The 14784-nt window shown below is 73.5% G+C and carries 15 protein-coding genes; 13 read left to right on the top strand and 2 right to left on the bottom strand.

Annotation, left to right across the window (positions count from 1 at the left end):
* Position 1: 1 nt before the first annotated feature.
* Positions 2 to 217 (bottom strand): hypothetical protein, encoded by a 216-nt coding sequence (locus AB0C17_RS25655; RefSeq protein WP_357480806.1) that lies wholly within the window; start codon positions 215 to 217, stop codon positions 2 to 4.
* Positions 218 to 473: 256 nt separating this feature from the next.
* Between AB0C17_RS25655 and AB0C17_RS25650 the strand changes: the two genes are divergently transcribed.
* The 13 genes from AB0C17_RS25650 to AB0C17_RS25590 all read left to right on the top strand — a co-directional run bounded on the left by AB0C17_RS25650 (position 474) and on the right by AB0C17_RS25590 (position 13393).
* Positions 474 to 1871 (top strand): fatty acid--CoA ligase family protein, encoded by a 1398-nt coding sequence (locus AB0C17_RS25650; RefSeq protein WP_357480802.1) that lies wholly within the window; start codon positions 474 to 476, stop codon positions 1869 to 1871.
* Between the two features lie 180 nt (positions 1872 to 2051).
* On the top strand, positions 2052 to 2315 hold the full coding sequence (locus AB0C17_RS25645) for an acyl carrier protein (RefSeq protein ID WP_357387740.1): 264 nt from the start codon (positions 2052 to 2054) through the stop codon (positions 2313 to 2315).
* The gene (locus AB0C17_RS25640) at positions 2315 to 2560 is read left to right on the top strand and encodes an acyl carrier protein (RefSeq protein ID WP_357387738.1); all 246 of its coding nucleotides are present in this window, start codon (positions 2315 to 2317) and stop codon (positions 2558 to 2560) included. Before AB0C17_RS25645 ends, AB0C17_RS25640 begins: the two co-directional genes overlap by 1 nt.
* Complete coding sequence (locus AB0C17_RS25635) at positions 2553 to 3683, top strand: beta-ketoacyl synthase N-terminal-like domain-containing protein (RefSeq protein ID WP_357387736.1); 1131 nt, start codon at positions 2553 to 2555, stop codon at positions 3681 to 3683. The genes AB0C17_RS25640 and AB0C17_RS25635 overlap by 8 nt, the downstream gene beginning before the upstream one ends.
* A 107-nt stretch (positions 3684 to 3790) precedes the next feature.
* Positions 3791 to 4291 (top strand): beta-ketoacyl synthase chain length factor, encoded by a 501-nt coding sequence (locus AB0C17_RS25630; RefSeq protein ID WP_357387734.1) that lies wholly within the window; start codon positions 3791 to 3793, stop codon positions 4289 to 4291.
* Positions 4288 to 5907 (top strand): class I adenylate-forming enzyme family protein, encoded by a 1620-nt coding sequence (locus tag AB0C17_RS25625; RefSeq protein WP_357387732.1) that lies wholly within the window; start codon positions 4288 to 4290, stop codon positions 5905 to 5907. The genes AB0C17_RS25630 and AB0C17_RS25625 overlap by 4 nt, the downstream gene beginning before the upstream one ends.
* Entirely contained in the window at positions 5904 to 7166 is a 1263-nt protein-coding gene (locus tag AB0C17_RS25620) for a beta-ketoacyl-[acyl-carrier-protein] synthase family protein (protein WP_357480799.1), read from the top strand. The genes AB0C17_RS25625 and AB0C17_RS25620 overlap by 4 nt, the downstream gene beginning before the upstream one ends.
* 60 nt (positions 7167 to 7226) lie before the next feature.
* Positions 7227 to 8330, top strand: a complete 1104-nt coding sequence (gene hppD, locus AB0C17_RS25615; protein ID WP_357473708.1) for a 4-hydroxyphenylpyruvate dioxygenase — start codon at positions 7227 to 7229, stop codon at positions 8328 to 8330.
* Positions 8331 to 8383: 53 nt separating this feature from the next.
* The gene (locus tag AB0C17_RS25610; RefSeq protein ID WP_357473844.1) at positions 8384 to 9307 is read left to right on the top strand and encodes a phytanoyl-CoA dioxygenase family protein; all 924 of its coding nucleotides are present in this window, start codon (positions 8384 to 8386) and stop codon (positions 9305 to 9307) included.
* Between the two features lie 2 nt (positions 9308 to 9309).
* The gene (locus tag AB0C17_RS25605; RefSeq protein ID WP_357473705.1) at positions 9310 to 10107 is read left to right on the top strand and encodes a DUF3050 domain-containing protein; all 798 of its coding nucleotides are present in this window, start codon (positions 9310 to 9312) and stop codon (positions 10105 to 10107) included.
* Complete coding sequence (locus tag AB0C17_RS25600) at positions 10104 to 11075, top strand: thiamine pyrophosphate-dependent dehydrogenase E1 component subunit alpha (protein WP_357387725.1); 972 nt, start codon at positions 10104 to 10106, stop codon at positions 11073 to 11075. Before AB0C17_RS25605 ends, AB0C17_RS25600 begins: the two co-directional genes overlap by 4 nt.
* On the top strand, positions 11075 to 12040 hold the full coding sequence (locus AB0C17_RS25595; RefSeq protein WP_357387723.1) for a transketolase C-terminal domain-containing protein: 966 nt from the start codon (positions 11075 to 11077) through the stop codon (positions 12038 to 12040). Before AB0C17_RS25600 ends, AB0C17_RS25595 begins: the two co-directional genes overlap by 1 nt.
* Before the next feature lie 3 nt (positions 12041 to 12043).
* On the top strand, positions 12044 to 13393 hold the full coding sequence (locus AB0C17_RS25590) for a hypothetical protein (protein ID WP_357480796.1): 1350 nt from the start codon (positions 12044 to 12046) through the stop codon (positions 13391 to 13393).
* Between the two features lie 145 nt (positions 13394 to 13538).
* On the opposite strand, the gene AB0C17_RS25585 is transcribed toward AB0C17_RS25590, so the two are convergent.
* The gene (locus AB0C17_RS25585; RefSeq protein WP_357387719.1) at positions 13539 to 14780 is read right to left on the bottom strand and encodes an MFS transporter; all 1242 of its coding nucleotides are present in this window, start codon (positions 14778 to 14780) and stop codon (positions 13539 to 13541) included.
* Between the last annotated feature and the right edge of the window lie 4 nt (positions 14781 to 14784).

Genomic DNA, 14784 nt, shown 5'->3' with positions numbered 1-14784 from the left:
GTCACGACGGCCGGGCCAGGTACGCCGTCTTGGCGTCCCCGGAGAACCCGCAGGCGCCGTCCACCTCCAGCACGAACAGGTGCGGCCCCTCGGTGGCCAGGATCCGCGCGAAGGCCCGTTCGTCTGAGCCGTCGGTCAGGTGCGGGTCGTCCGGGTTGAGCTGCCGGTAGAGGCGGACGACCTGCGCGAAGTCGTCGGGCCGGGCCGCGCGGAACATGCCGTGAGCCTCGCCGCCCGCTGCCCGGGCGGGATTTTCGAGTGCGCACAGCATCGGGCGGCCGGCGGGCTACCTTGCCGGCGTGTGCCCGATCCTGCCTGTCCGATCGAGCCTGGGCAATCCACCCAGCCGCCGTTTTTGATCTAGCCATTTGCATCTGGCGATGCAAAATGGGCCGCCGTAGGGTTCCGTCCGTACCCGAACGACGTACCGCTGGGCGGATCCGCCCAGTTCCTCAGTGGAACGGTGGCCGGTCGTGACTGCACATCCCGTGGCGGAGGATCCCGCCCCGACGACGGTGGACTGGGTGGACGACATCCTGTTCACCGGACACGACAGCGACGTCTGCCTGCGGCTGCCCGAACCGGTCGACAAGGGCACCCTGCGCCGGCTCGTCGGCGAGGCGCAGACGGCGCTCGCCGAGGCCGGGCTGCGCGCCGGAGGCGCCGCCGCGCTGCGCCTGCCGCCCTCGCTGACGTACGTGGCGTACCTGCTCGCCACCTGGCGCACCGGCGCCCAGGCCGTGCTGCTCGACCACCGGCTCACCGGCCACGAGGTCGACCAGGCGCTGCGCCGGCTCAGCCCGCAGGTGGTGGTCGCCCCGGTCCGCTCCGGCGGCGGCGCGCTGAAGATCTTCGTCGACGTCACCGCCGGGGTCAGCGCGTACTCCGACCGCCCGGCGGGCAGCCCGCACGCGGTCATCCAGCTCAGCTCCGGCTCCACCGGACCGTCCAAGGTGATCGGCCGCACCGCCGCCGACCTGGTCGCCGAGGTGCACCGCTACACCCGCATCGACGGCGTCGCGCTGCCCGGCGAGCGGATCATCCTGCTGCCCAGCATGGTGCACGTGCTCGGCCTGGTCGGCGGCCTGCTCTACGGTCTGCACGCCGGTGTCGAGCTGTGCCCGCCGGAACGGCTCAGCGGCGACGCGATCCTCGCCGCCGTCGCCGCGCGGGACACCCCGGCCACGGTGCTCGGCGTGCCGTTCCACATCGGGCTGCTCGCCTCCACCACGACCGCCGGGCCACTGCCGCAGCTCAAGCGCATGACCACCGGCGGTGAGCTGGTGTCCGCCGCCGTGGCGAACGCGTTCACCGACCGGTACGGCGTACCGCTGGGCAACATGTACGGGATGACCGAGGTCGGCGTCATCGGCACCGACCTGTACGGGCGGCACCGCCCCGCCATCGCGCCCGCCCCCGGCATCGAGGTACGCGAGCGCGACGGCGAGCTCTGGGTGTCCTGCCCGGACAACCCGTACGTCGGGCCGGCCGACCCGACCCGCTGGGCCGACGGCTGGCTGCACACCCGCGACGCCGGCGTGGTCGATCCGGACACCGGCCTGGTCACCATCAAGGGCCGGCTGGACTCGCAGGTGTCGGTGGGCGGCCTGAAGGTCGACCTGACCGAGGTGGAGGCGACAGTCGCCGGGCTGCCCGGTGTCATCGCCGCGGTGGTGGTCTGGGACGACGGCATCACCGCGTACGCGCAGACCGACGGCTCGCTGACCGAGGAGACGCTGGACAAGCTGATCGCCGAACGGCTGGCCGGCTTCAAGCGTCCCCGCACCCTGCGCCTGCTCGACCAGATGCCCCGCACCACCACCGGAAAGCTGGTCCGGTCCGTCCCGGCGCTGCGGGACGCGGCGTCGTGACCGGCCCCCTGTACGAACCGCACGCCCGCCGTACGCCCGCCGGTCGTCCGGTCCACCCCGATTCCCGACCCGGACCGGCCGAGGAACGCGCCACCCGCGCGTCCGATGCGGCCGGTTCCCACGCACACGGTGTCCCGACCGGGCACCGTCAGCCGGTACACGGAGAAGAGGTCTGAACCCATGCGAGACGAGGTCCGCACCTTCGTCATCGAACAGCTCGCCGACATGAACTACGACGTGGAGGAACTCGACGACGACACCACCCTCGGCCCCTCCGGCGTCGACCTGGAGTCGCTGGCCCTGGCCGACCTCGCGGTCCGCGTCGAGGACCGGTACGGCCTGAAGTTCGCCGACGACGAGTCGGAGAAGCTGGCGCTGATGACCGTCGGCGAGTTCATCACGATGGTCGCCGACCGGGTGGCCGCGAACAGCGACGAGTCCTGATGTCCGGTCAGCCCGACCTGGGGCGAGCTGACCTGGTGAGCATGCTCGCCGAACTGACCGCGAGCCCCGCCGACCAGGTGCCGGACCGGCTCGGCTCGATGGAGCTGGCCTGGCTGGTGCACATGGTCGAGCAGCGCTACGACCGGCGGCTGGACGTGACTGACGACCAGCTCGCCGGCATCCGCACCGTCGACGACGCGCTCGCGGTGTTCCGTGGCTCCCTGACCGCTCCCGCAGATGGCTGAGCGGGAGACCGTACGGATCACCGGCACGTACGCGCTCAGCGCCCTCGGCAGGGGCGCGGACGCGCTGCTGGCCGGGGTGCTCACCGGCACCCCGGCGTTCGCGCCGGTGCGCCGTTTCGACACCACCGGCCGCCGGGTGACGGTGGCGGCCACAGTGCCGGACGCCGGCACGCTCGCCGACGAGCTGGCGGACGGAATCGACGCCGCCGCCCGGGCCGCCGGGCTGGACCGGGCCGGGCGCGCGGAGTCGGCGCTGTTCCTGGCCACCCACGGTGGGCCGCACTCGCTGCCCGTACCGCAGGGGCGGGACGAACCGGCGGTGCCGGCGCTCGCCGGTCACCTGGCCGCGCGGTGCGGCCTGGGCGGGCGTACCCGGATCTACACCACCGCGTGCGTGTCGGCGAGCAGCGCGGTCGCCGACGCGGCGGCGCTGATCCGCCGGGGCGACCTGGAGCGGGTCGTGGTCGCGGCCGGCTACCTGGTCGAACCGGACCAGTTCGCGTTGTTCGACGCCGGGCGGGCGCTCGCCGCCGACGGGGCGGTGCGCCCGTTCAGCGCCGGCCGCAAGGGCCTGCTGCTCGGTGACGGGGTGGCCGCCGTGGTGCTGGAGTCGGCGGGCGCCGCCGCCCGGCGGGGCGCCGAGACGATGGCGAGCGTGGCCGGGTGGGGCCGGGCGGGGGACGCGTACCACCCGTGCCAGCCGCACCCGGACGGGCTCGGGCTGGCCCGGGCGGCCGAGGCGGCGCTGCGCCGCGGCGGGCTGCCCCCGGACGCGGTCGGATACGTCAACGCCAACGCCACCGGCACCCCGTTCAGCGACGCCTCCGAGGCGGCGGCGCTGACCCGGGTGTTCGGCAAGGACACCGGGCGGTTGCCGGTCAGCTCCACCAAGTCGGTGCACGGGCACGCGCTGGAGGCGTCCGGCCTGCTGGAGCTGGTGGTGACGGTGCTGGCCCTGCGGCACGGCAAGCTGCCGGTAACCGCCGGCTGGCTCGGTCCGGACCCGCAGTGCCCGCTGGACGTCATCCGCGACGCCCCCCGCCCCGCGCGAACCGAGCACGCCCTGACCCTCAACGCCGCCTTCGGCGGCGCCGACACGGCCCTCCTGGTGAGCACCTCATGACCGGCTCCACCCACCCCGACCTCCCGCGATCTTGCACTTCCGGCCCCGGAGAAACGGGCACAACGCCCGCCGAGGGGGCACCAACCGCAAGATCGCGCAACGGGGTCGTGGTGCTCGCGGAGGCGCGGTGGCCCGAGCCCGGGGATGAGGGGGCGGGAGTGCCGGGGGTGCCGGGGTTCGTGCACTCGCCGTTCCACCCGCTGGTGGCGGCGGTGGCGGAACGGTGCCTCGCTCGGCGGTACGGCACCGGGCCGCTGCCGCCCGGCAACCGCACCGCTGTGGTGCTGGTCAGCGCCGGTGGGGACACCGCCGGGGCGGCGCACGTGCGCGCCACTGTGGCCGAGGGCGGGCGGATCGGGCCGCTGTTCTTCTTCCAGTCGGTGCCGAACAGCGTGGCCGGGCACGTCGCGGCGCGCTGGGGACTGGACGGGCCGGTGGTGTGCCTGAGCCCGACCGGCGACGCGCGGGCCGAGGGGGAGGCCGAGGCGGACCTGCTGCTGTACGACGGCGACGCCGCACAGGCGTTGCTGATCCTGATCGAACTGGCACCGGACGGTACGCCGGGCGAGGCGACGGCGGTGCTGCTGGGGGAGGGGACACGTCAATGAGGACGAAGGGACTGCGCGGCGCGCTGGCGGCCGACGCGGAACTGGGCGCGGGCAACATGCTCGCCCGGGTGCTGGCCCACGGCGCCGACCCGGAGGGGCCCGGGCTCACGTTCGACACCGAGGTCGACGGCCACCCGGCCGAGACACCGCTGGCCCTGGGCCGGCTCGACCGGATGGTCGCCGCGCGGGCGGCCTGGCTGCACGAGCGCGGGGTGAAGCCACGCGACCCGGTCGCGGTCTGGGCCGGCACCGCCGCCGACATGGTGCTGTCGTTCCTCGCGCTGACCCGCCTCGGCGCCATCCCGGCGCTGATGAACGGCAGGCTGCGCCCCGAGATCGCCGCCGAGTACATCCGCCGGCTGCGCGCCGCCGGGGTGCTCGCCGACGCCGCGCACGCCGAGGCGCTGGCCGGACACGACCTGGGCGCCCCGATGCTCGGCGAGCCCGCGCAGGCCGGCACCGGTGACCCGGACGCCGCACCGGCGCACTACCGGCACCACCCGGACGACCCGATCGTGATCACCCACACCTCCGGCACCACAGGTGTGCCGAAGGCGGTGCTGCACTCGCACGCCAGCCTGTTCGCCGCCACCCGCCACCTGCTGTCCATGCCGCAGGCGCAGGGCACCACGCGCATCCTCAACGCGCTGCCCGCCCCGCACACCGCCACCGTGCTCATGGTCAACCAGGCGCTGGGCAACCGGGCGGAGATGTTCCTGCTCTCCGAGCAGGGCGGCGAGCGGGTGCTCGACGCGATCCAGCGGTGGCGTCCGGACGGCGTGTTCGGCTTCTCCGTCACCTGGGCCGAACTGGCCCGCTTCGACCTGTCCGGCTACGACCTGGACTCGGTGCGGCTGTGGTTCAACACCGGTGACTGCTCGCACGAGCCGCACGTACGGCGGCTGGTCGCGGTCGGCTCCCGGGACGTGGTGACGCGCGGCGGCGTGACCCGGGTACCCGGGTCGGTGTTCATCGACGGCCTGGGTTCCAGCGAGATGGGCCACTCGATGTTCCACATCACGCACACCAGCGACACCGACAGGTACGGCCGCTGCGTCGGCCGCCCGTACCGGTTCGCCGGGGTCGCCGTGCTCGACGCCGACGGCAACGAGCTGCCGCCCGGGCAGGTGGGCTGGCTCGGCATCGACTCGCCGTCGCTGTTCCGCGGCTACTGGAACGACTCGGTCACCACGTACCGGTTCCGGCTGCGCGGCTGGTACCTCACCGGCGACCTGGTGTACGCCGACGAGGACGGCCGCTACTACCACCTGGACCGGGCGGTCGACTCGGTCGAGGCCGGCGACGGGAAACGGTTCTTCACCGCGCTGTCCGAGGAGCGCATCCTCGCCGCCTGCCCCGACGTCACCGACTGCACAGTCGTGATCGTCAAGGCGGACGACGGCACCGTCACCACCGACGTGCTGCTGGAGCTGGCCGCCGGGGCCGACCCGGAGGCGGACCGCACCGAGCGGATCCGTACCGCGCTCGGCCCGGACGTGGCAGCCACACTGCGCCGGATCGTCCCGGTGCGCGCCGACGACATCCCGGTCACCGTCACCGGCAAGGTGCGCAAGGTGGCGCTGCGCGAGCGCTACCTGACCGAGGCGCCGTCGTGACCGCCGTCATCACCGGCATGGGCCTGTTCACCCCGGCCGGACGCGGCGTCGCTGACACGTTCGACGCGCTGCTGACCGGCCGCTCCGGGCTGCGCCGCCCGCCCGAGGGGCACCCGGCGGCGGGCTGCCTGGAGGTGGCCGGGCTGCTGCCGGACATCGACCCGCGCAGCGTCGCCTCCGGCCCGGAGACGAAGGTGCTCGACCGGGTGGTGCTGCTCGCCCTGATCACCGCCGCCGAGGCGCTCGCCGACGCCGGCATCGAGGTGGGCCGCGACGTCGACCCGGAGCGGATCGCGGTGATCGTCGGCGGTGTCGGCGGCATGGCCACGCTGGAGGGCCAGGTGCTGGCGCGGGCCGCCCGGGGCCGCGCGGCGGTCAGCCCGTACCTGCTCACCGGCATCCTGCCGAACATGCCCTCGGCGCGGATCGCCATCGCGCACGGCATCCGCGGCTACAGCTCGTCGGTCGGCACGGCCTGCGCCTCCGGCGCCCAGGCCGTCGCCGACGGGGTACGCCTCATCCGCGCCGGCGAGGCCGACGTGGTGGTGTGCGGGGCGAGCGAGGCACCGCTGTTCCCGACGTTCGCCGACACGTTCGGCAACGCCCGGGCGCTGGCCCGCGGCTGGGACGAGCCCACCGAGGCGAGCCGCCCGTTCGACAAGCGGCGCAACGGTTTCGTGCTCGCCGAGGGCGCGGCGCTGCTGGTGCTGGAGCGCGCCGGTCACGCCGGCGGACGGGGTGTGCGCGGCTACGCCGAGGTCGCCGGGTTCGGGGCGAACACCGACGCGTACCACCCGACCGCGCCACGGCCGGACGGGGCGGGCGCGGCGGCGTGCATGCGCCGGGCGCTGGCGGCCGGCGGGGTCGAGCCCGCCGACGTCGGGTACGTCAACGCGCACGGCACCGGCACCAAGCTCGGTGACGTCGCCGAGACGACCGCGCTGGCCGAGGTCTTCGGTGCCGGCGCCGTGCCGGTCAGCTCCACCAAGGCGCTCACCGGGCACCTGCTCGGCGCGTCAGGGGCGCTGGAGGCCGCCGCCACCGCGCTGGCGCTCGACGGTGGCCTGCTGCCACCCACCTACCACCTGGACGACCCGGAGCCGGAGTGCGAGGCGGACCACGTCCGCGCCGTGCCCCGGCCGACCCGGGCCGGCCACGCGCTGACGAACTCGTTCGGGTTCGGCGGCCAGAACGTCAGCCTGCTCCTGCGCCGGCTCTCCGGGCCGGCCCGCCGGGCCGCCACCCCGGCCGCGGGCTGACCGGACTCCAGTCCCGGGCGTCCGTCCGGGTCGCGATCACGGGGGGAACAGGGGAAGCCCATGACCATCAACGGGATAGATCATCTTGAGCTCTACGTGGGGGACGCCCGGCAGGCGGCCTTCTACTTCGACAACGCCGTCGGTTTCCGGCTGTGCGGGCAGGGCGGTCCGGAGACCGGGCTGGACGGGCAGCGGTCGCTGCTGCTGGCCCAGGCCGGCATCCGGCTGCTGCTGACCACCGGACTGTCCGCCGAACACCCGGCGGCCACGTACGTGCACCGGCACGGCGACGGCATCGCGGTGGTGGCGCTCGCCGTCGACGACGCCGCCGGGGCGTACGCGGAACTGGTGGACCGGGGCGCGACGGCGCTGAGCCCGCCGCGCACCTTCACCGGCGCGGACGCCGAGGTGGTGGTCGCCGAGGTCGGCGGCTTCGGCGACGTGGTGCACCGCCTCGTGCAGCGGCGCGGCGACCCGGGTGTGTTCCTGCCCGGCGCGATCGAGCCGGTGACCGCGCCGGACGGGACGGACACCCTGCTCGCCGAGGTCGACCACCTGGCCATCTGCGTGCCGCCGGGGCAGCTCGACGAGACCGTCGCGCACTACGAGAAGGTGTTCGGCTTCGCCGACATCTTCACCGAGCACATCGAGGTCGCCGGCCAGGCGATGAACTCCAAGGTGGTGCAGAGCCCCTCCGGGCAGGTCACGTTCGTGCTGCTGGAGCCGGACACCGGCGCCCGGCCGGGGCAGATCGAGGACTTCCTGCGCTGGCACGCCGGGGCCGGGGTGCAGCACCTGGGCCTGCGCACCGACGACATCGTCACCGCCGTCGGCGCGCTCGCCCGGCGCGGGGTGCGCTTCGCCAGCACGCCCGGCGCCTACTACGACGGCCTGGAGCAGCGGGTCGGCCGGCTGGACGCGCCGGTGGACCGGCTGCGCGAGCTGAGCATCCTGGTCGACTCCGACCACGACGGGCAACTGCTGCAGATCTTCACCGAGTCGATGCACGTGCGCCGCACCCTCTTCCTCGAACTCATCGAGCGGCGCGGGGCGCGCACTTTCGGCAGCGGCAACATCAAGGCGCTCTACGAAGCGAAGGAACGCGAGCTGGCCGCGGCGGGGGCGACCCCCGCTGTCGCCGCCGGAGGGGCAGGTACGGCATGAGTGAACGCACCGAGCGAAGCGAGGGCCGTGAGGCCATGCCCGGTCGGCTCGGCATGACCACCATCGATCCCGGACTGACCGCCGAGGAGGAGGCGCTGCTGCCCTCCGACGAGGACGTCCGGCACTACGCCGAGCACGGCTGGTACCTGTCGAAGAAGCTGCTCACCGACGACGAGGTGGACGAGCTGGTCGCCGCCACCGACAGCTACTACGCGGGGGAACGCGACAGGTTGCTGCCGGCACGGCCGCCGAAGCTGGCCTACTGGGAGCCGTCCCGGGGTGACGTGCAGCGGCACAACGACTACGTCCACCACGAGCACGACGGCATCGCCCGCATCCTGCGCAAGCCGCTGATCGGCGCGGTGGCCGCCCGGCTGGCCCGGGCCGCCGAGATCCGGATCTTCCAGTCCACGCTGATCTGGAAGCCGCCGATCGCCGGCGAGCCGTCGAACATCGTGCCGTGGCACTTCGACAAGCACTACTGGGCGTCCTCGTCGTCGGAGAACATGCTCACCGCGTTCATCCCGTTCCACGACTGCGGCGAGGAGATGGGCACCATCACCATGGTCGACGGCTCCCACCGCTGGCGGGAGATCGGCGCCGACGACACGGTGGTGCGGCACTTCGCCGACCGGGACCGCGACCAGCTCGAAGCGATGCTGGCCGAGAACGCCGCGTACAACGGCGCCCAGATCCGCAAGATCCCCATGGTGATCCCGAAGGGACACATGAGCTTCCACCACTGCCGCATCTACCACGGCAGCGGTGCGAACGTCAGCGGGCGGCCCCGCCGGGCCGTCTCGCTGCACCTGCAGGACGGCGACAACGCCTGGCGGGAGTATCCGCTCTCCGACGGCACGCTCGCCGCGTACAACCACGACGTGCTGGTCCGCCGCAACCACGAGGGCCGGCCGGACTACGCGGACCCCGATTACTGCCCGGTCATCTGGCGCGACCGCGCCCAGCAGGGAGGCTGACAATGTCACGGTACGACTGGGGTAAGACGCACCCGGGCATCGAGCGGCTGGAGCGGGCGGTGACCGAGCGCCGCGACGTGGTGGTCAAGCACCCCCTCTACGCCAACCTGGACACCCACGACGCGCTCGTCACGTTCATGGAGCACCACGTCTTCGCGGTGTGGGACTTCATGTCGCTGCTGAAGTCGTTGCAGCGGCAGCTCACCTGCGTGACGGTGCCGTGGATCCCGACCGGCCCGACCGGCAGCCGCCGCCTGATCAACGACATCGTCATGGTCGAGGAGAGCGACGAGCTGGGCGAGGGCTACATCAGCCACTTCGAGCTGTACGTGCAGGGCATGACCGAGGCCGGCGCCGACACCGCGGCCGTGAACAAGCTCGTCGACCTGCTGCGCGACGGCACGCCGGTCACCGAGGCGCTCGGCGCGGCGGGCGTCCCCGCGGCCTCGGCGGCGTTCGCCGGCACCACCTGGCGGATCATCGAGACCACCCCGGTGCACTGCCAGGCGGCGGCGTTCGCGTTCGGCCGCGAGGACCTGATCCCGGAGATGTTCACCCAGGTCGTCGCCGTCAACGAGCGCAGCAACAGGCTCAACAAGTTCGTCGACTACCTGGAGCGCCACATCGAGGTCGACGGCGAGCAGCACACCCCGATGGCCATGCAGATGCTCGCCGACCTGTGCGGCGACGACGACACCAAGTGGCAGGAGTGCGCCGACACGGTGAACGCCGCGCTGGCCGCCCGCGCCCGCCTCTGGGACGACATCCTCGCCGCCGTCAAGGAGGGCCGTCCGGCGTGACCGGCTCCGACCCGCTCCGGCTCTACCGGACGGTCCGGCTGATCCGCCGCTTCGAGGAGCGCGCGATCGAGCTGGTCCGCGCCGGGGAGATCGTCGGCGGCATCCACCCGTACCTCGGTCAGGAGGGGATCGCCGCCGGCGTCTGCGCGGCACTCGCCGCGCAGGACCTGGTCACCGGCACCCACCGCGGGCACGGGCACGTGCTCGCGAAGGGCGCCGACCCGGCCCGGATGCTGGCCGAGCTGTGCGGCCGGGTCACCGGGCTCAACCGGGGCCGGGGCGGGTCGATGCACGCCGCCGACTTCGGCGTCGGCGTCCTGGGCGCCAATGCCATCGTCGGAGCCGCCGGCGCGATCCTCACCGGAGCGGTGTGGGAGCGCCGGCGGCGCGGCGCCGACATCGTCGGCGCCACCTTCTTCGGTGACGGCGCCGTCAACGAGGGCATGCTCCTGGAGGCGTTCAACCTGGCCGCGCTCTGGCGGGTGCCGGTGCTGTTCGTCTGCGAGAACAACGGCTACGCCACCACGATGCCGGTCGAGGGGGCGGTCGCCGGCACCATCGCCGGGCGGGCCGCCGCGTTCGGCATGCCGGCGGCCGCCGTCGACGGGCAGGACCCGGAGGCGGTACGCGAGGTCACCGCCGCCGCCGTCGCGCGGATGCGCGCCGGCGGCGGCCCCGAGCTGGTCGAGGCCCGCACCTACCGCTTCGACGCCCACCACACCTTCGAACATCAGGTACGCCTCGACTACCGGCCGCCGGAGGAGGTGGCCGAGGGCCGGTCCCGCGATCCGGTGGACATCGCCGGAGCGCGGCTGGACCCGGCGGTACGGGCCGAGGTGGACGCCGCGGTCGAGGCGGAGCTGGACGCCGCAGTCGACTACGCGCTCGCCGGGCCGCACCCCGACCCGGCGACCGCACTGGACCATCTGTACGCCAGCGGGCTCACCGCCCGGACCGGAGGTGGCTGATGCCTCGGCTCTCCTACCGCAGGGCGCTCACCCGGGCGCTCGCCGACGAGATGACCCGCGACGACTCGGTGGTGGTGCTCGGTGAGGACATCCGGGTGGCCGCCGCGAACGTCACCACCGGCCTGCTGAAGAAGTTCGGCCCGGAACGCGTCCGCGACACACCGCTGTCCGAGCAGGCGTTCACCAGCTTCGCCACCGGCGCGGCGCTGGCCGGGGCCCGCCCGGTGGTGGAGTTCCAGATCCCGTCGCTGCTGTTCCTGGTCTTCGAGCAGATCGTCAACCACGCGCACAAGTTCCCGCTGATGACCGGCGGCCAGTGCGCGGTGCCGGTCACCTACGTGGTGCCCGGCTCCGGTTCCCGCACCGGCTGGGCCGGGCAGCACTCCGACCACCCGTACGCGCTGTTCGCCCACGTCGGCGTGACAACAGTCGTACCGGCCACCCCGGCCGACGCGTACGGCCTGCTGGTGTCCGCGATCCGCTGCGACGACCCGGTGGTGGTCTTCGCCCCGGCGGGCGCCCTCGACCTGCGCGCCGACGTCACCGACCCGGCGCCGGTGCCGCTGGGCCGGGGGATCGTCCGCCGCGCCGGCACCGACGTGACAGTGGTGGCGGTCGGGCACCTGGTGCACGACGCGCTCGCCGTCGCCGAGGACCTGGCCGACGAGGCGTCGGTGGAGGTCTTCGACCCCCGCACGATCTACCCGTTCGACTGGGACGGGCTGGTCGAGTCGGTGAGCCGCACCGGGCGGCTGGTGGTCGTCGACGACGGCAACCGCTCCTGCGGCATCGCCGGGGAGATCATCGCCACGGTGGTCGAGCGGGTCCGGCTGGCCGCGCCACCCCGGCGGGTCACCCGCCCCGACGGCGCGGTGCTGCCGTTCGCGCCGGCCCTGGACCGGGCCGTGCAACCCGGCCGCGACCAGCTCACCGCCGCCATCCAACTGACCCTCAAGGACGGATGAACGATGGACCCGAACTACACGTGGCCGCCGCTCGGCCAGGCGTGGACCGACCTGCCCGAGTCCACCCGTACCGCGATGGTGGCCACCGGCGCCGCGGCGTGGGAGAAGGTCTTCCACGGCCGGGCCACGTACAACAAGCAGTGGCGGCTGGCCCGCCCGCCCGTGTTCACCGCCGACGCGTTCCGCGAGCTGAACGAGGTCTGCGACCGCATCGCGCAGCTCATCCTGGAAGCCTGCCGGCGCCGCGCCCGTACCGCTGGTGAGCTGCGCCTGCTGCTCGACGTGCCGGACGGGGAGACCCGGCTGCTCGACCCGGACGAGGAGCTGCACGAGGGGCTGCTCGCCGCGTACCGGCCGGACGTGCTGTTCTCCGGCGGCGTGCCGTGCATCGTGGAGTACAACATCGACAGCAGCCTCGGCGGCGGCTTCGACGCCGACACAGTGATCCAGCGGTACGCCGAGCTCTACCGTACCCATGACCTGCTCGACGGCGCGCGGCCCGCGCCGTCCCTGCTGGATCAGCGGTTCGTGGCCATCCGGGACACGCTCGGCCTGCCCGACGGCGCCCGGGTGGCGCTGCTGATGGACTTCGACGCCGACTACCCGGGGCTGGACGACCCGGAGACGTTCATCCGGATCCTGTCCCCGCTGATCGACCAGGCCCGGCCGTTCGGCATCGACCTGGTCATCGCCCCGGTCGCCACCGCCACGCTGGACGCGCGGAACCGGCTGGTCGTCGGCGGTGCCCCGGTGGACGCCCTGTTCCGGCTGTTCGTGCCCAACCGGGTCACCCCCAGCGCCGGCCTGGACGCGGTGTCCGGGGCGCTCGCCGCCGGCACGCTGCCGATGTTCGTCAGCAGCGCCGCCTGGCTGCTCAGCAACAAGCTGAACTACGCCTGGCTCTGGGAAGACCTGGACCTGTTGCCGGAGGACGACCGGACGCTGATCCGCCGGTACGTGCCGCACACCGTGGCGCTCACCGCCGACCAGCTCGACCGGGCGCTCGCCGAGCAGGCCGACCTGGTCGCCAAGCCGGCCGGCGGATCGGCCGGGCACGGGGTGCTGATCGGCCGGGAGATGAAGCCGGTGGCATGGGCGGACGGGGTGCGCGCCGCGATCGCCGAGGGCGGCAACATCCTGCAGCGCTACCACGAGGCGGACCGGGTGGCGATGGACTTCGTGCAGATCGAGACCGGTGAGACGGTCACCGCCGACGTCCCGTACAGCCTCGCGCCGTACCTGTTCGACCGCACCGGATCCGGCGCGCTGGCCCGGGTCGGCTACCCGGGTTGCGACGAGGTCCTCAACCTGGCCCGAGGCGTCCTCCTGACCGGCATCCTCCTAACCGACTGACCCCCGCCCCTTGGGCGCGTTGATCAAGGAGTTTGTGTCCTCACCAGGGCCTGCCGTTGACACAAACTCCTTGATCGACGGGCGGATCGTCGGGCAGGGCAGGCCCGGGGGAGGAAAGGGCGGGGCAGGGGTGCGGGGTGCGTGGTTAGTCGGCCGTGATGCGCAGGCCGCGCACCGGTGAGGTGATGACCAGGGCGAGGCTGAGCACGACGGGCACGGCCAGCATCAGGTACGCCACCCGGACCCCGACGGTGTCTGCGGCCAGCCCTCCGATCAGGGCGCCGAACGGAGTGCCGCCCCAGGCCAGCATGCGCCCGGTGGTGTTGACGCGGCCCTGCAGCGCATCTGGTGTGAGGAGTTGGCGCACGGTGATGCCGTTCGCGTTCACGGTCAGGCGCGCCACGGCCCAGATCGTCCACCACGCCAACGCCAGGGCGAACACCGACGTGCCGGCCAGGCCGATGAGGGCCGCGACGAAGATGACGAGCCCCGTGATGGACACCGTCCCCTGGCCGGCCCACCGGCTGGCCCTGGGCAGGACGACGGCGGCCACCAGTGAGCCGACCGCGGCGGCAGTGAAGAGCAGACCCAGGCGCTGGTCCTCCGGGCTCAGATCGAGCACCTCGTCGGCGTGGACGACGAGCAGGCCCAGCACGCCGCCGGCGGCGACGTTGAGCCCGAAACCGGCAGCGGTCAACGTCCGCAGGACCCGCGTCCGCCAGAGGTGGCGCAGTCCTTCGGCGATCTCGGCCCGCACCCGGCGGGCTCCCGTCGGCCCCGGGTCCAACCCGGCGCGGATCTGGGCGAGCAGCGCGGCGGACACCAGATAGGTGACGGCGTCGACGGCCAGCACCAGGGTGGGGTCGGCGACAGCGGCAAGTAGTCCCGCGGCGGCGGGCGCGGCGATCTCCAGCACGATCTCGGTGGACCAGATGAGGCTGTTCGCCCGGGTGATCCCCGCCTTGCCGACGATGCGCACGAAGGCGCCCCACGCCGCCGCGTCGAACCAGCAGAAACCGCAACCCACGCCGAACGCCACGACGAGCAGGTACCAGGGGGCGAGCACATCGAACAACGCGGCGACCGGCACGGTGGCGATCAGCAGTGCGCAGCACACGTCTGCGATGATCATCATGCGCTTACGTCGCAGGCGGTCGGCGGCGGCCCCGGCGAAGAGCCCGAACAGCAGGTACGGCAGGGCTTCGAGCCCGACCACCGCCGCGGTCAGCGTCGGGGACGCGCTCGTCCGGTAGACGAGTAGCGGCAGCGCGACGGCGCTGGCGGCGGTCCCGGCGACGGAGATCGACCGGGCGAGGTACCAGAGGGAGAAGTCACGGTGAAACAGCCGACTCCCGTCGACGCCGGCTGTCTCTACGAGCCGCGTCACGACC

Origin of the sequence: Micromonospora sp. NPDC048887 (genome assembly GCF_040649715.1) — a bacterium.
Classification (GTDB): Bacteria; Actinomycetota; Actinomycetes; order Mycobacteriales; family Micromonosporaceae; genus Micromonospora.
The sequence above is the reverse complement of the archived record's forward strand: the minus strand, read 5'-3'. Positions and strand labels throughout refer to the sequence as shown.

Bases quoted from the DNA above. Each gene is read 5' to 3' on its own strand.
- hppD (WP_357473708.1), top strand. From the start codon at position 7,227: ATGACCATCAACGGGATAGATCATCTTGAGCTCTACGTGGGGGACGCC.
- AB0C17_RS25590 (WP_357480796.1), top strand. From the start codon at position 12,044: ATGGACCCGAACTACACGTGGCCGCCGCTCGGCCAGGCGTGGACCGAC.
- AB0C17_RS25635 (WP_357387736.1), top strand. From the start codon at position 2,553: ATGGCTGAGCGGGAGACCGTACGGATCACCGGCACGTACGCGCTCAGC.
- AB0C17_RS25625 (WP_357387732.1), top strand. From the start codon at position 4,288: ATGAGGACGAAGGGACTGCGCGGCGCGCTGGCGGCCGACGCGGAACTG.
- AB0C17_RS25595 (WP_357387723.1), top strand. From the start codon at position 11,075: ATGCCTCGGCTCTCCTACCGCAGGGCGCTCACCCGGGCGCTCGCCGAC.
- AB0C17_RS25640 (WP_357387738.1), top strand. From the start codon at position 2,315: ATGTCCGGTCAGCCCGACCTGGGGCGAGCTGACCTGGTGAGCATGCTC.
- AB0C17_RS25605 (WP_357473705.1), top strand. From the start codon at position 9,310: ATGTCACGGTACGACTGGGGTAAGACGCACCCGGGCATCGAGCGGCTG.
- AB0C17_RS25655 (WP_357480806.1), bottom strand. From the start codon at position 217: ATGTTCCGCGCGGCCCGGCCCGACGACTTCGCGCAGGTCGTCCGCCTC.
- AB0C17_RS25645 (WP_357387740.1), top strand. From the start codon at position 2,052: ATGCGAGACGAGGTCCGCACCTTCGTCATCGAACAGCTCGCCGACATG.
- AB0C17_RS25610 (WP_357473844.1), top strand. From the start codon at position 8,384: ATGACCACCATCGATCCCGGACTGACCGCCGAGGAGGAGGCGCTGCTG.